This is a genomic window from Halorhabdus amylolytica (genome assembly GCF_004944975.1).
Lineage (GTDB): Archaea > Halobacteriota > Halobacteria > Halobacteriales > Haloarculaceae > Halorhabdus > Halorhabdus amylolytica.
Genome location: NZ_SPQG01000001.1, coordinates 1 through 18,283 on the forward strand (window position 1 = coordinate 1; position 18,283 = coordinate 18,283).

An 18,283-nucleotide genomic window follows, 5' to 3' on the forward strand; every position below is an offset into this window, starting at 1 on the left:
CAGATTCTCCACGGCGAGTTTCGTCTCGCCGTCGAAGTCGTAGCTGATCCACTCAGGTCGGATCTCCTCGTCGCTTTCGCCGCTCGTTGTTAGTCCGCCCGTTCCGTCCGTGCCTGCAGTTTCGGTATCGCCGATCGCGTTACTCATAATCGAGTTTCCTCCTGAAGTAGCGTCGCGTCAGAATCCCAACCAGGTAGAACGATAGCACGACTGCCAACAGCAACAGCGCTGTCCCCCACCCTTTCGAGGGAGACCCGCTGACGCCGGCCGCGATGACCGCCCACACCTGTTTGGGAAGGGCTTTCGACGCTTCGAGCAATGCCCCGTTGTACACGAATGGGGGTTCAGTGATGAACTGGAAACCACCGAGCACGTCGACCGACTGTCCGGCGTCCCCGACACCCAACACCAGGATCAACGGCGCGGTCTCGCCGGCGATGCGACCGACGCCGAGAATAACCCCCGTGACGACTCCCGGGACGGCCGCCGGGAGCACGACACTGCGGATCGTCTCCCACCTGTTGACGCCCAGCGCCGCGCTGGCGTTCCGGTACTCGTCGGGGACCGACTTGATCGCTTCGCGAGACGTGATCAACACCAGGGGTAACAGCATGAACCCGAGGGTGATCATCGCGGCCATGAGACTGGGTGTGTCGCCCAGCCGCGGGATCAGGAACGCGGCCCCGAACAGGCCAAAGACGACGCTCGGCGTACTCCAGAGGGCGTTAGTCGTGATCTCGACCAGGGCGGTGAACCGGCCCTGTTCGGCGTACTCCGTCAAGAAGACCGCCGCACCGACCCCTAACGGGATGGCGAACAGGGAGGCCCCGACGACGATCCAGACCGTCCCGACTACCGCGGGAAGGATGCCGCCGGGTTCGGCACCCAGTGGGATCGCCGAGAACATCACCATCGGCCAGGAGAGCGTCCCGCCGTCGCTCACGGTCAGCCCCGCCACCGAGAACGGCGAGTCCGTCGTCGCGACGTGGCCCACAATCAGCACGACGAAGCCCGTCGCCGCGACCAGGCCGAGGCGGATCTCCTCGGCCAGTAGCCGGCCCATTAGGCGCTGCTCGGCGTCGTCAGTCCCCGTCGCCCGGCGGGCCAGTGTCGCCACCGCAGCGACGACGAGCCCGGCCATCGCGCCGACGGCCGCCGCCGCCGGGAGCAGGTCGACGCCGCCGACCGACGGGGTCGTGGTCGTCGTCGGCTGGAGAAGTGTCGCTGCCAGGACTACTCCGAGGCCGCCGAATAGCCCGACTTTGACGAACTGTGCGTTACGGCGGGCGCGCTCGGCGAGGGTTCCGTCCCCGGCGAGTAATCCACCGACTGCGACGACAGCCAGGACAGCGGCGGCGACGCTCGCCACGACGACGCCCCCGAATCCGATCGTCTTCCCGAGCGGGAGCCCGAACGGCTGCGGTCCGCCCAGCAGGAAGACGACCGCGAGGGTGAGGACGGCCGCGACGGCGAGGCCGAGGCCGCGCTGGACGGCGGACTGTCGATCGAACGACCGCCCGACGCCGGTGAGGCTCCCGTACTTGCGGTAGAAGTAGGCGAACAGGACCGATCCGGGGATGGCGACGATCAGCGTGCCGACCGTCAGCTCGGGCGTGACGGTGAAAGCCGTTTCCAGCGCCTGCTCCTGTCGGCTCTCCATGATCCGATAGGTGAACCGGTGGACGAATGGTTCGCCCCGGATGACCACTGCGACGAGAAGGGCCGCGACAGCCCCGACTGTGGCGAGGGGAAGGACGCGGACGATCTGTCTGACACCACTGTTCCAGTCGGGCGCCCCTGCCGGCCGGCGCGCGTAAGCGAGCGCCGCGACCAGGACCGGCGAGAGGACCACTAGTCCGGACAGGGCGCCGATGGTGAAGCCGTGGAAGGTGTAGTGCAGCCCCCGGATAGCCACGAACGTCACGATCGAGATCATGACGATGACCGTCAGGGTGGCGTTCAGGTAGATGACCAGGAACGACCCGTACTGGCGGCCGCGGGCGCCGTATCTGGCGCGGGCCTTTGCGGCCGCCCAGCCCGCGAGCAACGAGCCGAGCACGACGAAAAGCGAGACGACGACCCCGCCCGTGAGCCCGCCGTTCATCGGTTCGGTCGGCGTCCACGTCCAGCCGGCATCGACCACGGAGCCGACGACGATTATCCCTAGCAGGGAGACGATCAGCGCCGCCGGCAGCGTCGATCCGAGGTCCTCGCGCGGCAGGACGGTCAACAGTACCAGTGCCGCCGCGACGAGCAGGCCGGTCAGCACGACGGGTACCCCGTCGAGGACCAGCCCGTTCAGCGCGACCCCAAGGACGAACCCGACGCCCCCGAACAGCAGGCCGGCCAGCGCGCCAGCGCTCGCGTTTGGTTCCGTGTCCACGACGCCGATCCGCGAGATGATCCCGGCGAGGCCGACGGCCAGACCGTCGAGCACCAAGACGGCCCCCAGCAGCGCCCCCAGGTCGACGCTCGGGACTGTCGAAAGGGTTGTCAGCAGGGCCAGGCCGGCCACCAGCCCGACACCCAGTCCGCGAACGCGTTGTGAGGGGATCGCGACGACGTTCAACGCCGTGAACGCGGCGACGAGACCGACACCGCCGACGCCCGCCACGGCCACGCCGGCCATGAGATCGGTCAGGGCTGGGCCGGTGGTTTCGAGTCCGAGGGCCCCGACAAGCGTCGCCAGCCCCAACAGGAAGTTGAGGGCCGCAACCGCGATGGCGACGTCGAGGGCCCGGTCGTAGTAGTCGGCATCGCCGCTGACCAGCGTCGCTTTCTGATCGTGTGCGTACGCATCGCTCATCGTTCACCCGTGAGTTTGCGTTGCATCCGCCGTTCGATGTACTGGGCGATCACGGAGATGGTCGCGACGATCACGAACAGCAACACGCCGGCGACGAACAGGATATCGATGGTACCGGAAGAGGCGCTCCCGTAGGAAGTGGCGATCCGGCTCGTCAACGTGACACCCTGGTCGAAGACATCGAACAGCGGGCGGGCGAAGCCGGTGCCGGCGCCCATGATCGCCGCGACGGCCATCGTCTCGCCGATGGCCCGGCCGAGCCCGAGGATGACCGCTGCCGAGATTCCCGAGAAGGCCGCGGGGATCGAGATACTTTTCATGGTCTGCCACTCGGTGGCCCCCATCGCGATGGCGCCGTCGCTCATCGAGGCGGGGACACTCGAGAGGGCGTCTTCCGAGACTGAGACGACTGTGGGCAGCGCCATCAACCCGACGACAGTCCCGGCGATGAAGAAACTCGCCCCGGCATCCAGGAAGGCGCCCTGAACGAAGCCGTTGAGCACCTGAAAGCCGATGAAGCCGTAGACGATCGACGGGATGCCGGCCAGAATCTCGACGGCGGGCTTGACGATCTCGCGGACACTCTCGCTGGCGATTTCGGCGATAAACAACGCACCGAGCAGGCCCAGCGGGGCCGCGACCAGGCCGGCGATGATCGTCACGATGACCGTCGCCCAGATGGCGGGCAACAGCGACACGACGCCGCCACGTGGGTCCCAGGCCGTCTCGCCTCCAGTCACCGGTAGCACGGCGTCGAGTCCGAAGAACCACCGAACTCTCCCGTTCGGGCCCTGGGGCAGGGCTGCCAACGCCAACCCGTGTTCCTGGAAGGCCGGCCACGCGCTCCGGAACAGGAAGTAGGTAATGAATCCGACTGTCAGGACGGTCCCGACGGTCGCGACGGCGGTCATGATCTTTGCGACCCGGGCCTGGTGGGTCCACCAACCGACCGTCACTGTCACGATGAAACCGGCAAGTGGGTACGCAACCAGGTCGTTGGGTCCGAGGAACGTGTAGCCGACGCCGACGATCGTCACGACGCTCGAAAGGCCGACGAGGGTCTCCCCTGGCGTCGGTTCCGAGCCGACGAACACTCGCTTTGCGCCCACGAGCCAGCGCCAGGCGCGCCCGGGCAGGGTCAGCAGTGTCCTCTCGATCCGGGCCGGAAGTGTGAAGACCATCTGTGCCATCCGTCCCGGGAGCGCCAGAAGCCATTGCCCGGCCCGGTTCGCCAGGGCAGTTACAACCCCAACCAACGCCCGGAATCGCTCGATCAGTCCCTCGCGTATCCGTCTCTGTATTCCATTAGTCATAGTACTGGAAAGAGCGTGTTCGAGATCGCCGCCCGGTAGGACCCGCGTTCAGACCTGGTCGGGGAGTTTCGAACGCTCCTCCTCGAGTCGGCGCTCGCCGAGCGTGAAGTAGTTGTTCGGCGCGACGAACGTCTCCTGGCCGAACGGATGCAGCATCATGTTGATGGCCGCGGCCTCCTTCATCGAGGTCCCCTCCCAGGTGTACATGTGGAGGTCTCGCGAAAGCGGGTAGCTCCGGGAGTCCAGCCCGTTCTCGGGATCCTGGTAGGAGTAGGTCGTTCCATCCCACTCCAGGGAGATGGGATCGACGCCCTCGGTGCCGAGGAACGCCAGCGCCAGGTAGCTGATGGCGTTGTCGGCCTGGGCGACCGCCTGGGCCAGGCGCTGGTTCTGCCCGTAGCGGTTGGCGACCTGCGTGTCCTCGGTCGGGTTGTCGAAGACGTTGCTGACGAAGGCGGTCCGGGTCCCGGAGTCCCGGACGCGTCCGAGCACGCGGACCTCGCGGTCCGGGCCACCGAGTTCGCTCCAGTTGGTGATCCGACCCTTATAGAGGTCCTTCAGCTGCTGGCCGGTGATCCCCGTGACGCCGGCCTCCGCGATCTCTGCGGACACCACGAGCGGCTGACCGTCGACCGCGACGACGTGGTCGACGAACTGGTCGTAGGAGTCACGCTCGGGAAGTTCGTCCTCGACGTTCCCCGAGGAGTTACCGATGTCGTAAACCCCGTCCCGGACGTTACGGACGCCCGTCCCCGAGTGCGAGAGGCCGACAGTCCAGCGGAACGGCGGTTCGCTACTGTCGTCCGGCTCGAAGCCGTACAGACTCGCCCAGTAATCGGCGAGATTCAGGTCCGTGTCGATACCGTACTCGCCGTGGGGCCAGTACTCGGTGTCGTCGGCCGGACGGTTGGCGTTCCAGTAGGCTGCGGCGTCCTCTGCGACCGGATAGACCGTCGAGGAGCCACCCGATTCCAGCGTGCTGGTGTCCTGTTGCTGGGACGTCGTGGTCGCCTGCCCCTCGGTGGTCGTCTGCGTCGCTGTCTCGGTGGCCGTCGCCGTCACTGTCGCATCGTTTCCGTCCTCGACGTTTGCCTGTGTCGTCGTGTTCCCACCACCGCTGCACCCCGCCAGCGCACCTGCCCCGAGTGCGCCGATCGACAGGATGAATTTTCGCCGTGATTCACTGTCCGGACGCGTCGAATCTCGCGTCATCAACGTAGAGGGGGGTAGATTTGACTAAAGGGGTTTATAATAGGGGTACAGGGTGGTACGACTGGCTCTCGACCGCTATGTATCGATATACGCTGCAAGCATCGCTATTGGTGACTATATAGCGGACTGGTCCATCATCTGCCTGAACATTGTTTTCCCAATCGATCCGAAGAAGGCCACGTCTCCGTCGGCTTCTCCACTGCTCTCCCCGGGCCGCCTGCGCCGACGGACCACAGTTTCGAACCGATCGTCTCCCCTTGCTCGACACCGTCTCAGGAGAGGACCGAGTCGAGCATCGAATGTGCACTTCCGAGTGTTGTCCCCTCGAACTCGTCGTTCCCGCAGGTTTCACACTCCTCGGGCGGCCCACCCCTGACGTGGCCCACGAGCGAACGGGTCTGTACCTTGCCACACTGGGTGCATTCCCACTCTTTCGTCATGTTTAATGGTAGTATTTGCCGGATAATGAGTCTTTTTTCAGCACACAACCATTAATTCATTGATGGTTTGAGGAGATAGTCGACGAGTCAGCGAGCAAGTTCGAGGATTCCGAGTTCACTCCGTCAGGAGAGGACCGAATCGAGCACCGTGTGCGCCGCTCCAAGCGTCGTCTCCTCGAACTCGTCGTTTCCGCATTCACCGCACTCCTCCGGGGGACCCGCTCGGATGTGGCCGACGACAGTGCGTACCTGTACCTTGCCACACTCTGTGCATCGCCATTCTTTCGCCATATTTCGTTATAGACACTGGTAGATAATTAATATTTCTCCACGATCGGTCGCCACCGTACCGTGCACTGTCGATCCTCCCACGGGTCTGTCGGGCACTTGCCCTTCTCGCGGTGGGTTCCCATCTGTGTTCCCGCCAGTCGAATCGGTCGTTTCCCTGCCGGTGACTCATACGGATTATTGTAGATTATTTCCGGATAACGCCGACCCGGGGGTCGACGGATACCGGTAAATCACTACAATAATCCGTATCAGAGGACGTATCGGGAATGGCACTTCGTCTCAACGATCCCGGTCCGGTCCCCACCGGTGATCGTCGTAGGACCGCTGACGGTCGCTGTCGAACTCCCGGCCGATCCGCTCGCGCAACCGCTGTTTGCTCGTAGCGTCGATGCGGGCGAGTTCGTCAGCTTTGGCGACTGCCATCGGCGGACCGCGTTCGGCGGCCACGTCAGCGACGATCTGTCGAATCAGCCGTTCCCGGCGGTCCCGTTCGCGCGTCACGGCGTAGGGTGCCTCGACGCGGTAGACTAGTTCTGTCCGGGGGTCGTACAGCGAGAAAAACGTCACCTCGTAAGCCGCCGGATCGAGAGAGCGGGAGATCCCGAGGGCGTCGCCAGCCGTCGAGAGTACCCGGTCGGTCCCGACCCGTGAGCGAAACCAGTTAGTATAGGTGATCGCATCGGTCCGGATCTCGCCGTCCGCACGACGGGCGAGGACGTGCTCGAAGAGGGCGTCGTCGTTCGCCCAGGGTGCGGCCGTCCGCTCGCGTAGCGTCCGCGTCACTCCGTTGGCCACGCTGTTCTTGACGAAGCCCACGATCGGGACGTCTCGGTCGACGAAGCGTTCGACAAGGCGGACGTAGTTCTCGACGACGTCGGCAGGACGTTCGTCGGTCTCGAAGAGGTTGGCCAGTTCGGGGTGACGGTCAGTCCAGTTGAGCAACCCGGTCGGGTAAATCGGGCCGTCGAGGATCAAGAGGTCGGTCACGTCGCCGGCGTGTTCGAGCGCGTGGTGGCTCTCGGCGAGGTACAGCGCGAGCGCGTGGACGACTGTCTGGGCGTAACGGTCGACCCGGGGCACCTCGAAGAGTCGTTCGTGGGTGTAGCCCTCGTCGTTCCGGCGCCACTCGTCGTCGCCGAGGGAAAGCGTCGAGTCGTTAGTATGAGCGCCGACGACGACCGTCCGACTCCGGTGGAGATCCAGGTCTGACGGGACGGCCGCCATCGCCGCCTGGGCGACATCCAGAACGAGGCCGTTCTTGAACGTCGTGGGATTGATTGTGCCCGAGTCCAGCCCGTGCTGGGTGTCGAACGGCCGCTCTTCGAGGGCAATCTCGGGGAGGGGGGCCGCCCGCCGGTAGTGCTCGTCGAGTGGTTCGAGGACCGCCTCGCCGTCGCGATACAGCGGGTCGAGGAACTCGGCCCAGACGGTCTCGGCGACGTCACGATGGTCGACATCCTCGACACGACCTCCGAGCCGACCGGCCAGTCGCGCGATCCCCTCGACGTGTACCGGGTCGAGCGTCATAGCACCCTTTCCGAACACGCTGATATTAAGCGGTCGGGTGACAGGCCGATCGAACGGCCTCGATCTATATATCGAATTATAATTGTCGAATCGGTGGACGGGCGTGCGAACGAAGCGGGATTTACCGGCAAATATCAAAAGGTATTAGCCTCGGGCTGGAACTTCGGGGTATGGACGCAGGATTGATCATCCTCGACGGCTGGGGGCTCAACGACGATGAAGGCGCACGCGATGCCGTGAAGGCTGCGGACACGCCAAACTTCGACGAATACTGGGAGACCGGCACACACGACCGGCTTGATGTTTCAGGCCGGCGCGTCGGCCTTCCGGAGGGTCAGATGGGCAACAGCGAGGTCGGGCACCTCAACATCGGGGCCGGCCGCGTCGTCAAACAGGACACTACCCGGATAACCGACGACATCGAGGACGGTTCGTTCTTCGAGAACGAGAACTTGCTGGGGGCGATGGAGTACGCCAAAGACAACGACGGGCAGGTCCACTTCATGGGTCTGGTCAGCGATGGCGGAGTTCACTCCCGGCAGACCCACCTCCACGCGCTGATCGAGATGGCCGCCGACAATGGCGTCCAAGCGGTCACCCACGCCTTCATGGACGGCCGCGATACCTCGCCGACCGGTGGCGCCGACTACCTCCGAGAGCTTCAGGAAGTCATCGAAGAGAACGGTACCGGCGAGGTCGCGACCGTCACGGGCCGATATCACGCCATGGACCGCGACCAGAACTGGGAGCGCACGAAGAAGGCCTACGACGCCATCGTCCACCGCGAGGCCGAGTTCTCGGCGCCCGACCCGGTGACGGCCGCCGAAGAGTCCTACGATCGGGACACGACCGACGAGTTCATCGAGCCGACGCTGATCGAGGGTGGCCCGGCCCTCGAAGAGGGCGACGCCGTCATCTTCTTCAACTTCCGATCGGATCGAGCCCGCCAGCTCACCCGGATGCTCAACTCGATCGATCCGGACTGGGACTTCGACACCTCGCCGCCGGAGACTCACTACGTGACGATGACCCAGTACGACGAGACGTTCGATCTTCCCGTTGCCTATCCGCCGAACCAGCCCAAAAACACGCTGGGCGAGGTCGTCTCCGAGGCCGGCGGCACGCAGTTGCGTCTCGCAGAATCAGAAAAATATCCCCACGTGACGTACTTCCTCAACGGCGGCCGCGAGGTCAAGTTCGATGGCGAACTCCGTGAGATCGTCGAGAGTCCGGACGTACCGACCTACGACGAACAGCCAGAGATGAGTGCCGAAGGAGTGACCGACACTGCCATCCAGTACATCGAGAGCGACGATCCCGACCTGATGGTGCTCAACTACGCCAACCCCGACATGGTCGGCCACACCGGGGACTTCGATGCAGCCGTCGAAGCCGTCGAAGCCGTCGATGAACAGCTCGGCCGGTTGGTCGATGCGGTGCAGGCGGCCGGCGCTGACCTTCTCATCACCGCCGACCACGGTAACGCCGACGACCTCGGTACGGTCGACGATCCCCACACGGCCCACACGCTCAACGACGTCCCGATCGTCTACCTCACCAGCGATGGGGACGACGGCGGTCGCACCGTCCGCTCCGGTGGCTCGCTGTGTGACATCGCGCCGACGCTGCTGGAACTGCTCGACGTCGAGCAGCCCGAAGAGATGACCGGCGAGTCGCTGCTGGAATAGGTCCCTTTCGTTTCTCTCGCTATTGTGACGTGAGGTATTCAGTCGAGCAGACCTACGTGGACTGTCGCACCGGGCTTGCGCGATTGACACCCGCCCTGAAGGGCAGGATTCTCTCGCTGAATCAAGCTAGCCGGCGACGATTCGACTCGGGGAGGAGATTGTGGCCGTCTCGTCCACAGTCCAGTCCGGTCTCGGACACGAAGAGAGGGCGGTCCGGACAGACGCGGATCGGGTCGAGCATCGTCGTGACTGTCCGGGATCGGTCCCCAAAACCGTCGTGAATGTACCCGATTGCGGTCGATTTCCGGACTCCGTCTGTCGATGCCAGGAAGTTTATAGGCGTTCAGCTTCGATGCACGGTTACCATGAGACATCCAGGCCTGAAGCTCAGGATGGCCATCGTCGGGTCTATCCTGTTTGGATTCTACGCGGTCGTGGCGCTGTTTGCCTACGCCGCTTTCGGCGGTGGGACGACGGTGCTTGCGTTGATCCTGCTGGGCAGCGTCCTCTTCGTCGGCGTCCAGTACAAGATCGGTAAGTGGGCGGCCTTGCGTAGCGTCGGCGCCGAGGACATGCCCGAGGACGATCCGCGATTCAGGGACATCCACCGGTCGATCGAGCGGATGAGCCGAGAGATGGACATCGAGAAACCCCGCGTGATGGTCGCCGAGATGGGCGTGCCCAATGCCTTTGCAGTCGGTCGGAAGAAGGCCGGTGTCGTGGTCGTCTCCGCGGAACTCATCCACATGCTCGACCACGAGGAACTGGAGGGTGTCCTCGCCCACGAACTCGCCCACATCCGCAATCGCGACGTGGTGATGATGGTCATCGGCCAGGGGATCGCTTCGATCGTCGCCATCGTCGCCCAGTTCGCCGTGCTGTTCGCCGGCGACAACGACTTCGGCGATTTCATCATGGCGATGGTCGTCGGCAACGTCGTCCAGTTCATCGTGATGATCTTCGTCATGGCCATCTCGCGGTACCGAGAGTACGTCGCCGACAGTGACGCCTCCGAAATCACGGGCGGCGAACCTCTTGCGCGGGCACTCGAGAAGATCAACTCCGCCGATCACGGCCGAAGCAAGATCGACGAACAGGCCAGCGCCCTCTGTATCAAAGGGGAAGAACGCAGCCTGCTGTCGAAGATATTCTCGACGCACCCGCCGACCGAGGAACGCATCCGGCGGCTCCGTGCCTGATTTTCGCGGTCGTCGGCTGTCTCGTCTTCGTGACGCTCACTCCAGTCGTACCGGGCCGCTATCCATTGGTTCGCCGTCTTCCAGCAGCCACGCGAACACTGGCACGTATGCGACCCAGGCGAGGAGATAGCCGACTCCGACGAGAACGCTCCGCGCGCCCAAGCCGCCGTAGATGGCGTCAACCACCCCGATCAGAACCACGACGACGGCGAGAAACGCGATCCCCGGGCGATCGAGCCAGTCGTAGGCGACCCCGAGCAGGGATCCGAGTACGTAACAGAAGGCGTACCGGGCGGTCGCGACCAGCGCGATGTTGCCCCAGAAGAGGACCCACACCGGCACGTCGAAGTCACTCTCGAGACCGGCGAGGAGGAGTCGCACCGCCCGATAGAACCCTTCCTGCTGGGTCAGCATGCCGACGACTGTGAGGACGACCGTCAGCGCCCCGACGACGCGGCCGGCGACGACCCCGACGCTGCCCGGATCCGTTCGTTCGACCATCGCTACGGATCGTGCTGGTGGGTCTCTGCCCTACTCGAAGGTGACTGCAGTGCCGTAGGCGATGACCTCCGAACCGCCGTTGGCGATTTCGGAACTCTCTAAGCGAACGTTGACGACTGCGTCGGCTCCCATCGACCGGGCGTCCTCGGCCATGCGCTCCAGTGCCTCGTCGCGGGCGTCGGTCAACAACTCGGAGTAGGCCTTCAACTCGCCGCCGGTGATGTTCCGGATGCTCTGGGTGATGTCCCGCCCGACATTTCGGGCCTTGACGGTGTTGCCGCGTGCGATGCCGAGCGATTCGTCGATCTCTTCGCCAGGTACTGTCTCAGTGGTGACGAACTCCATATCCCCGGATGTCGCGGGAGCCTACTAAAACTGTGACCTGGACTTCACGACGCGAAGCGCTTATCGACAGGAACAGCACCGGGGCAGGCCGCCGGAACGTTCGATGAGGTCGTGGCGGTCGCTGCAATCTAGAATCAACAAAGCCTCTACACTATTCCAAAACTGGTTAATACATCATCCATATTGGCTGTTATATGGTTTCAGTCCTTGCGGAAACGCGTCTTGGGTTATACTTCCAACTTTTGGGCTTGTCACTCTTTGTCGTTGCTATTGCCGATTATATCGAGGTGATAGACATAATGTCGTTCCACATATTTGCAATTTTCATCGCACCGATAGGATGGATCCGATATCTGCTCGATAACAGACATAGTCAAAGACATTCTGAATAACTATATCTCACATGTATTTCACCGGACGCTCTTCAAAGGAACAACGCCGGGATCGTCTGCCGGAAGATGTTCAGCGAGATCACGAACAGGAGCGCGACCACGAACCAGTTGAACCGCTGTTCGTCGATCTCCAGTCGCCGGAGGTACGTCCCGACGAACAACCCGACGAGCGTCACGACGGCGATGACTGATCCGAGCCACAGTCGGTAGGGTGTCATGAGGTCGGTGAACAGCGCCATCTGGAGGATCCGGACGGTGAAGATCGCACCCAGCACCATCGAGAGGCCGCCGATGTATCGTTCCGTGTCTCGTTCGAAGGTGTGGAAGTAGGCGGGCAGCAGCGGCCCGAGGTTCGCCACAGCGAGCAAGAACCCCTCCAGCGCGCCAGCGACACTCATCGCGACGGGGTGGTGGGCTTTTTCGACGGTCACGAACCCCTGGCCGAGCTGGAAGAGCACGTATCCGAAGACAATCACGCCGATCAGGAACGGCACCAGCGGGCCGGTCTCGACCGCGTCGAGGACGGCCACACCGACGACCGCGCCGGCGATCGCCAGCGCGAGCAGGAGCCATTCCTCGCGGACGAACTGCAGTCCGGTGTCAGTTTCGCCCACCTGGAACATGTTGAGCATCCACGGCGGGATCGCCAGGACGACCACCGCCAGCGTCGGATCGATCACCGATGCGAAAATGGGGGTCGCGATCAGCGCGTAGCCAAAGCCGATCATGCCCTTGATCGCGCCGGCGAGGATCGCGACACCGACGAACACCACCAAGATCCCCGCCGAGACGTCCGACTGAAGGCCGCTGGTTATCCCTTCGACGCCGGGGAAGAAGACGATCGATCCGGCGAACACCGACAGTGTTGCCAGGAGCATGGTAACCTCCCGGTACCGGAAGGACCGGAGGTGTTCGAGGAACGCTGCCGGATCGACGTGCGAATCGCCCGTAGCCATCGGCTACCTTCAGACAGGGATTCTATCCGGTTGGGGGTTGAGACGACGGTAAGGGACGCATCGATATCGGTCGGCTCGAAACACCGAAAACTTCTGTGTACGGGCCGGGAACGAGCCGTCTCCGGTAAAGTCCTGTTGCCGCCACGTCACAGATACCGGCACGTCTGTCCGTCTTTTCGTTCTCTCTCAGTGATAGCGGATTCGGGGACATTTTGTCGCTGGCCGTCGAATCTTGACGTAATGACAGACGACGAGCCGAACGTTCCGATCGTTTGCGAGGAGTGTGAGACGACCGCCGAAGTCCCGTTGTCGGACCTTGCGGACCGACTCGAAGGACACAACGAGCGGATGCACGACGGGGAGGCGATCGCGGAGGTCGATCCCGATGTGGCCGATCAACTCGCGGACCTGATCGCCGACGAACTCGGCCTACTGGACGGCTAGTCCGTCGCCGTTCCAGTCCGAAACGAAAGATCGAGCGCGTCGGCTGAGTGGGTGAGCGATCCCAGCGAGATGACGTCGACGCCAGTTGCCGCGTACTCGGGTACCGTTTCGACCGTGATCCCACCGCTGGCCTCCGTCAGCGCGTCGCCGGGGTCGTTTTCCACGAGCAGGTCGACCGCTCGCTCACACTCGCCCGCACTCATGTTGTCCAGCAGGACGATGTCGGCTCCGGCGTCCGTGGCTCGGGGAGCGTCTTCCGGTTTCTCGACCTCGACCTCGATTTGCGTCGCGAAGGACGTCTTCTCGGCGACGTGCTCGACTGCGCCTTCAAGCCCCATCTCGGCGATGTGATTGTCCTTGACCATCGCCATGTGCGAGAGGTCGAGTCGGTGGGTGTCGCCGCCGCCTGCCACGACCGCACGCTTTTCGACCCCGCGCAACCCGGGGGTCGTCTTCCGGGTACTGGCAATCTCGACACTTTCGCACACCTCCCTCGCGGCGTCGACCGCCTCGTGGGTCTTCGTTGCAATGCCGGATGCATGAGCGGAGACGTTGACGGCCGGTCGCTCCCCGCGGAGAATGTCCCGCGTCGGTCCGGAGACGGAAAGCAGAACCTCACCCGGGTCGATCGCCGTCCCGTCCTCGACAGCTGTCTCGATCGGACAATCCAGATATTCGAAGACGGCCGTCGCGGCCTCGATTCCGGCCGCGATGCCTTCTTCTTTGGCGACGAGCTGGCCCTCGGTCGTGCCCGGGATGTGGTTCGTCACGTCGTGGTGGCCCAGATCTTCGCAAAGCCAGACTTCGATCGTCGAATCGGGGATCACGGTTCTCACTCCGCGTGGAGACCGACGCTTTCCTCGGGTTCGACGAGGTTGTGCGTCCCGACGCTTTCGTCGTTCTCTGCCGCGGCCCGAGCGATCAACAGGGCGACGACGCTTGCGTTCCGGAGTTCGTATAGCGACCGGGACGTGCGCGTCCGGACGTAGGCGTCGACCTCGCCTTTGAGTCGCCGGAGAACACCGAGTGCACGATCCAATTCGTCTGGATCGCGGTCGATATCCACGTACTCGCCCATCACGCGGCGGAGTCGAGTGAACTTTTCGCGGGCGAAGGAGTCGGGCAACGCCGGATCGCGGTCGTTCAGGTCGGGGACGTCCATCGGCATGGGTTCACGCCCAGGTGCGTCCTCGCCGGCCCGCAGTCCCCAAACGAGTCCCTCCAGCAGACTGGTGCTGGCCAGGCGGTTGGCCCCGTGGACGCCGGTATGGGCACATTCGCCGACGGCGTAGAGCCCATCGAGGGAGGCTCGTCCGCGACCGTCGACGCTGATCCCGCCACAGAGGAAGTGCTGGGCCGGCGTGACGGGGATCCCCGATTCCCAGTCGATGCCACGCTGTTCGCACTGCTCGACGAGGTCGGGGAACTGGCCGGCGAAGTCGACTTCCGAGACGTCGAGGAATACCTCTCCGCTCAGATCGCGCTCCCGTTTGACCGCCCGTGCGACCACGTCTCGGGGGGCGAGTTCCGCGTCCTCGTCGTAGGCGGGCATGAACCGCTCGCCGTAGGCGTTCTGGAGGATCGCTCCCTCGCCGCGGACAGCCTCGCTGATCAACAGCGTCCCGCCTTCGTCGACGTACACCGTCGGATGGAACTGGACGAACTCCATGTCCGCAACGTCAGCGCCGGCGAGTGCCGCCATCGCGATCCCGTCGCCGGTCGACCCGCTCGGGTTCGTCGACTCGGGATAGAGATCGCCGACGCCGCCGGTCGCCAGCACCGTCGCGCCGGCGAAGATCGGTCGGACGTCACCGCCGGATTCGAGATACGCACCGCGAACTTCGCCCTCGTGAGTGATGAGGTCCAGTGCAGCAGTGTCGTCGAGGACGTGAATGTCGGGGTGATCGTCGACGAAGGCCAGGAAGCGTTCGAGGACGTACGACCCAGTCGAGGCGTCGACGTGGAGGATCCGCTCCTCGTCGTGGGCGGCCTCGCGGCCGAAGTCGAAGTCGAAGTCGTCGTTCCCGTCCCCTGTGTCGAACGGTACCTCCAGTGTCTCGACGAGCACGTCCCGGACGGCGTCGTTCGCCTTTTCGACGAGGACGTCTACAGCCTCCGGGTCGGCAGTCCCAGCAGAAGCGTCGATAATGTCTTGTTTGAACTGTTCCGGATCGTCCCGTGAAATGGCGATGCCGCCCTGTGCCCACCACGTCGATGCGTCCTCGGGTCGACGGGCTTTCGTCGCCAGCGTCACCTCTGCGTCCGTTCGGGCGGACGCGAGTGCAGCGGCACAACCCGCAATGCCGCCGCCGACGATCAGCACCTCGGTTGATTCCTGTCCCGCCATGATTAGAGTTCGAGCATCCGGTCGAGTGCAGTTTCCGCCCGATCCGATGTCATCGGATCCACGTCGATAACGTTCTGTTCGCGGCCTTCAACCAGCTCTTCGAGCACCCACAGCAGGTAGTTTGGGTCGATCTGGCGCATCGCGTTACAGTCCATGCACGCGTCACCACAGAGGGGAACGACCTCCACTTCGGGGTGCCAGCGATCGAGGTGGTTCGCGAGGTGGATCTCGGTCCCGATGACCCACGTCTCACCGGGATCTGCTTCCTCGACTGCGCGCGTAATGTCGGCAGTCGATCCGACTCGATCCGCGGCTTTGACCACCTCACGCCGACACTCAGGGTGGACGATTACGTTCGCGTCAGGGTGCTCGTCCCGGAGGTCCGTGATATGCTCGGCGCGGAATCGCTCGTGGACCTGACAGTACCCTTCCCAGAGGATGACGTCGTTGTTCCGGATCTCGGTAGGGTCCGTGTCGTCAGCCCAAGGGTCCCAGACGAGCGTGTCGTCTTCGAGACCCAGGTCGTGGGCAGTGTTGGTCCCGAGGTGCTTGTCGGGGAGGAACAGCACTTTCTCGCCGCGCTCGAAGGCCCACTCGAAGGCGTCGGCGGCGTTCGAGGAGGTACAGACCAGCCCGCCGTGTTCGGCACAGAACGCCTTCAGGTCGGCGTAGGAGTTCATGTAACAGATCGGGATCACGTCGTCGTCGGTCGCGGCCGTGAGTTGCTCCCAGGCGGCGTCGACCTGTAGCGCCTCAGCCATCCCGGCCATCGGGCAGGACGCCTCCATGCTCGGGAGGATGATCTGCTGGTCGTCGTCGGTGATGATATCCGCGGACTCGGCCATGAACGTCACCCCACCGAAGATCACGTACTCGGCGTCAGACTCGGCCGCTTCCTTGCTCAACTGGTAGGAGTCGCCGATGAAATCGGCGTGTTCGACGATCTCCCGGCGCTGGTAGTTGTGACCCAGGATGACGACGTCCTCGCCGAGTTCATCGAGGGCCGTTTCGATCCGTTGTTCCCGCTTCTCGGCGTCGAGATCCCGGTAAGCCGGGGGCAACTGCGAGAGATTGTCGTATTTGAATAGGCTGAGCTCCGTGTCCAGATCCGCCGTTTGCATGTCGGGCACAATGTGTCACCGTGTGTGTTCTGTGCGTTCAGTCCTCCAAATTGAAAAAGATTAGTATTCAATAACTCGATATGGTGGAAGTATTATACAGGAATTGCCGCATTACCGGGCTCGATCGAACACATCTCATTTTGCGCACCGCCACCGGGATTCACCCATACAGGGTAACACTAATTGGGAATATAGAGAAGTATAAACTGAGATAAGAAGATATTTTCTTCCACAATGGGGAAATATATTTTCCCGTTCGGAAGCCTTTAAGTGGGTGGCGGGAGTAATTCGGCTTGCATGAGTTCCCACGAACGTGTACTCAAGACCGAAGGCGAAGTCGAAGGATCCGAAGGACTGCGAATGGACGCTGAACGCGCCGAGGAGATCGTCGACGCACTGAACACCGATCTGGCGGCGACGTACGTCCTCTACCACCAGCTAAAGAAACACCACTGGAACGTCGAGGGTGCGGAGTTCCGCGATCTGCACCTGTTCCTGGGCGATGCCGCCGAAAACGCCGAGGACTTCGCCGACGAACTCGCCGAGCGCGCCCAGGCGCTGGGTGGCGTTCCCCACGCCAGTGGGGCGACGTTAGAGGCCGAGGCTCCCGTCGAACCCGAGGACGAGGACGTCTACGACATTCGGACGTCTCTCGAGAACGACCTGGAGATGTACGGCGATATTATCGAGACACTCCGTGAGCACGTCGAGCTGTTCGACAGCCTGGGCGATCCGACCACGGCTGAGATCATCCGCCAGAACATCGTCGAAGTCGAGGAGGACGCCCACCACATCGAGCACTACCTCGAAGACGACACGCTGGTCACCGCCGACGCGATGGAGTAAGCGGATTCGTCACACCCCCGGCTCGATCCCGTCGGCGATCGTCGACGCCACGCGGGCGTTCGCCCGGTGATCGATCGCTTTCGTTTCGAAGATTTCTCGCGTACTCGGGAGTGCTGACTCGTCGCCATCGAAGGAAAGTCCGGGATACTCGACGCGAGTCAGGACCAGCGGTTCCGGGGGTGCGGGGGCGATTCCCTGTGGGCCTTCAAGCGCTTCGTCGCCGAGAAGTGTCTCGACGCGATCGAGTCCCGTCCCGCCGCTCGCAACCGCGTGGATCACTGTGACGGCCCGGCGGACGAACTGGCGCGGAAAGCCATCCGAACGGAGCGTGACGACCAGGAAGTCCTCGTCCCGCCGAACCTCACCGACGAGATCGCGAACTGTCCCGGAGTCATCGGGCGTAAAGTTCTGGAAATCGTGTTCTCCCGAGAGCGCCTCGATGGCGTCGCGTGCTCGCGACAGCAGGGCGTCAGGGGCGTGGAGGTGGTAAGTGTACTCGCGTGCAGTCGCGTCGTGCGTTGCGTGGAACTCCCGGTCGACGTCCGCACTCGCCCAGGCCCGGACGTCGACCGGGAGTTCGCTGTTGAGCGCGGCGGGCGTCAGCCAGTCGGGACATTCGAAGGCGACGGTCTGGGCGAGTGCGGAAACGCCGGCATCAGTCCGTCCGGCAGCGGCGTAACCTGGCAGGACATCGCCCGCAGACGCGTCGAAGACATCGAGATCACGGAGAGCGGCGAGGATCGCGTCCGAGACGGTCCTCACGTCGGGCTGGCGCTGGAAGCCGTGATACGGGCGGCCGTCGTAGGCGATCCGGAAGGCTCGTCTCGAAGCGTCGGTCACGGATCGAATTCGACG

At 63.5% G+C, this 18,283-nt stretch carries 17 protein-coding genes; 4 read left to right on the forward strand and 13 right to left on the reverse strand.

Annotated features, from left to right (window positions below):
* Positions 1 to 139: 139 nt before the first annotated feature.
* From pstA to E3374_RS00025, 6 genes are all read right to left on the reverse strand, one after another.
* On the reverse strand, positions 140 to 2,806 hold the full coding sequence (gene pstA / locus E3374_RS00010; RefSeq protein ID WP_136686524.1) for a phosphate ABC transporter permease PstA: 2,667 nt from the start codon (positions 2,804 to 2,806) through the stop codon (positions 140 to 142).
* A complete protein-coding gene (pstC, locus tag E3374_RS00015) occupies positions 2,803 to 4,119 on the reverse strand; it encodes a phosphate ABC transporter permease subunit PstC (protein WP_248299348.1) in 1,317 nt (438 codons plus the stop codon). Before pstC ends, pstA begins: the two co-directional genes overlap by 4 nt.
* 48 nt (positions 4,120 to 4,167) lie before the next feature.
* On the reverse strand, positions 4,168 to 5,331 hold the full coding sequence (locus E3374_RS00020; protein ID WP_136686525.1) for a substrate-binding domain-containing protein: 1,164 nt from the start codon (positions 5,329 to 5,331) through the stop codon (positions 4,168 to 4,170).
* 272 nt (positions 5,332 to 5,603) lie between these two features.
* Positions 5,604 to 5,771 carry a hypothetical protein gene (locus E3374_RS16950; protein WP_169051737.1) on the reverse strand — a complete coding sequence of 56 codons (168 nt, stop codon included), beginning with the start codon at positions 5,769 to 5,771 and terminating at the stop codon, positions 5,604 to 5,606.
* Between the two features lie 123 nt (positions 5,772 to 5,894).
* Positions 5,895 to 6,062: a hypothetical protein gene (locus E3374_RS16955; protein ID WP_169051738.1), complete on the reverse strand. Its 168-nt coding sequence runs from the start codon at positions 6,060 to 6,062 to the stop codon at positions 5,895 to 5,897.
* A gap of 279 nt (positions 6,063 to 6,341) precedes the next feature.
* Positions 6,342 to 7,589 carry a DNA double-strand break repair nuclease NurA gene (locus tag E3374_RS00025; RefSeq protein ID WP_136686526.1) on the reverse strand — a complete coding sequence of 416 codons (1,248 nt, stop codon included), beginning with the start codon at positions 7,587 to 7,589 and terminating at the stop codon, positions 6,342 to 6,344.
* 170 nt (positions 7,590 to 7,759) lie between these two features.
* On the opposite strand from E3374_RS00025, the gene gpmI reads away from it, so the two are divergent.
* Both gpmI and E3374_RS00035 read left to right on the forward strand, forming a co-directional pair.
* The gene (gene gpmI, locus E3374_RS00030) at positions 7,760 to 9,277 is read left to right on the forward strand and encodes a 2,3-bisphosphoglycerate-independent phosphoglycerate mutase (protein WP_136686527.1); all 1,518 of its coding nucleotides are present in this window, start codon (positions 7,760 to 7,762) and stop codon (positions 9,275 to 9,277) included.
* Between the two features lie 365 nt (positions 9,278 to 9,642).
* Complete coding sequence (locus E3374_RS00035) at positions 9,643 to 10,476, forward strand: M48 family metallopeptidase (RefSeq protein ID WP_136686528.1); 834 nt, start codon at positions 9,643 to 9,645, stop codon at positions 10,474 to 10,476.
* Positions 10,477 to 10,512: 36 nt separating this feature from the next.
* Here the strand turns inward: E3374_RS00035 and E3374_RS00040 are convergent, their stop codons facing one another.
* From E3374_RS00040 to E3374_RS00050, 3 genes are all read right to left on the reverse strand, one after another.
* Positions 10,513 to 10,977 (reverse strand): hypothetical protein, encoded by a 465-nt coding sequence (locus E3374_RS00040; RefSeq protein WP_136686529.1) that lies wholly within the window; start codon positions 10,975 to 10,977, stop codon positions 10,513 to 10,515.
* Between the two features lie 30 nt (positions 10,978 to 11,007).
* A complete protein-coding gene (locus E3374_RS00045; protein ID WP_136686530.1) occupies positions 11,008 to 11,322 on the reverse strand; it encodes a YbjQ family protein in 315 nt (104 codons plus the stop codon).
* Positions 11,323 to 11,746: 424 nt separating this feature from the next.
* The gene (locus E3374_RS00050; RefSeq protein WP_136686531.1) at positions 11,747 to 12,670 is read right to left on the reverse strand and encodes a sulfite exporter TauE/SafE family protein; all 924 of its coding nucleotides are present in this window, start codon (positions 12,668 to 12,670) and stop codon (positions 11,747 to 11,749) included.
* Positions 12,671 to 12,910: 240 nt separating this feature from the next.
* On the opposite strand from E3374_RS00050, the gene E3374_RS00055 reads away from it, so the two are divergent.
* A complete protein-coding gene (locus tag E3374_RS00055; RefSeq protein WP_136686532.1) occupies positions 12,911 to 13,114 on the forward strand; it encodes a hypothetical protein in 204 nt (67 codons plus the stop codon).
* On the opposite strand, the gene nadC is transcribed toward E3374_RS00055, so the two are convergent.
* The 3 genes from nadC to nadA are packed head-to-tail and all read right to left on the reverse strand — an operon-like array spanning position 13,111 to position 16,582.
* The gene (nadC, locus tag E3374_RS00060; protein ID WP_136686533.1) at positions 13,111 to 13,941 is read right to left on the reverse strand and encodes a carboxylating nicotinate-nucleotide diphosphorylase; all 831 of its coding nucleotides are present in this window, start codon (positions 13,939 to 13,941) and stop codon (positions 13,111 to 13,113) included. The two genes, E3374_RS00055 and nadC, sit on opposite strands and share 4 nt — an antisense overlap.
* Positions 13,942 to 13,946: 5 nt before the next feature.
* A complete protein-coding gene (locus tag E3374_RS00065; RefSeq protein ID WP_136686534.1) occupies positions 13,947 to 15,461 on the reverse strand; it encodes an L-aspartate oxidase in 1,515 nt (504 codons plus the stop codon).
* 2 nt (positions 15,462 to 15,463) lie between these two features.
* Complete coding sequence (gene nadA, locus E3374_RS00070; protein WP_211194882.1) at positions 15,464 to 16,582, reverse strand: quinolinate synthase NadA; 1,119 nt, start codon at positions 16,580 to 16,582, stop codon at positions 15,464 to 15,466.
* 297 nt (positions 16,583 to 16,879) lie between these two features.
* On the opposite strand from nadA, the gene dpsA reads away from it, so the two are divergent.
* Positions 16,880 to 17,428, forward strand: a complete 549-nt coding sequence (gene dpsA / locus E3374_RS00075) for a DNA starvation/stationary phase protection protein DpsA (RefSeq protein ID WP_136686536.1) — start codon at positions 16,880 to 16,882, stop codon at positions 17,426 to 17,428.
* 9 nt (positions 17,429 to 17,437) lie between these two features.
* Here dpsA and truA read toward each other — a convergent pair whose 3' ends face one another.
* Positions 17,438 to 18,268 (reverse strand): tRNA pseudouridine(38-40) synthase TruA, encoded by an 831-nt coding sequence (gene truA, locus E3374_RS00080; RefSeq protein WP_136686537.1) that lies wholly within the window; start codon positions 18,266 to 18,268, stop codon positions 17,438 to 17,440.
* Positions 18,269 to 18,283: the final 15 nt, after the last annotated feature.

What these genes read in the sequence shown, in the direction of transcription:
- E3374_RS00055 (WP_136686532.1), top strand. Translation starts at nt 12,911, where the DNA reads ATGACAGACGACGAGCCGAACGTTCCGATCGTTTGCGAGGAGTGTGAG.
- E3374_RS00035 (WP_136686528.1), top strand. Translation starts at nt 9,643, where the DNA reads ATGAGACATCCAGGCCTGAAGCTCAGGATGGCCATCGTCGGGTCTATC.
- E3374_RS16950 (WP_169051737.1), bottom strand. Translation starts at nt 5,771, where the DNA reads ATGACGAAAGAGTGGGAATGCACCCAGTGTGGCAAGGTACAGACCCGT.
- E3374_RS00050 (WP_136686531.1), bottom strand. Translation starts at nt 12,670, where the DNA reads ATGGCTACGGGCGATTCGCACGTCGATCCGGCAGCGTTCCTCGAACAC.
- E3374_RS00065 (WP_136686534.1), bottom strand. Translation starts at nt 15,461, where the DNA reads ATGGCGGGACAGGAATCAACCGAGGTGCTGATCGTCGGCGGCGGCATT.
- E3374_RS00045 (WP_136686530.1), bottom strand. Translation starts at nt 11,322, where the DNA reads ATGGAGTTCGTCACCACTGAGACAGTACCTGGCGAAGAGATCGACGAA.
- pstA (WP_136686524.1), bottom strand. Translation starts at nt 2,806, where the DNA reads ATGAGCGATGCGTACGCACACGATCAGAAAGCGACGCTGGTCAGCGGC.
- E3374_RS16955 (WP_169051738.1), bottom strand. Translation starts at nt 6,062, where the DNA reads ATGGCGAAAGAATGGCGATGCACAGAGTGTGGCAAGGTACAGGTACGC.
- dpsA (WP_136686536.1), top strand. Translation starts at nt 16,880, where the DNA reads ATGAGTTCCCACGAACGTGTACTCAAGACCGAAGGCGAAGTCGAAGGA.
- pstC (WP_248299348.1), bottom strand. Translation starts at nt 4,119, where the DNA reads ATGACTAATGGAATACAGAGACGGATACGCGAGGGACTGATCGAGCGA.
- E3374_RS00020 (WP_136686525.1), bottom strand. Translation starts at nt 5,331, where the DNA reads ATGACGCGAGATTCGACGCGTCCGGACAGTGAATCACGGCGAAAATTC.
- gpmI (WP_136686527.1), top strand. Translation starts at nt 7,760, where the DNA reads ATGGACGCAGGATTGATCATCCTCGACGGCTGGGGGCTCAACGACGAT.
- nadA (WP_211194882.1), bottom strand. Translation starts at nt 16,582, where the DNA reads ATGCAAACGGCGGATCTGGACACGGAGCTCAGCCTATTCAAATACGAC.
- E3374_RS00040 (WP_136686529.1), bottom strand. Translation starts at nt 10,977, where the DNA reads ATGGTCGAACGAACGGATCCGGGCAGCGTCGGGGTCGTCGCCGGCCGC.
- E3374_RS00025 (WP_136686526.1), bottom strand. Translation starts at nt 7,589, where the DNA reads ATGACGCTCGACCCGGTACACGTCGAGGGGATCGCGCGACTGGCCGGT.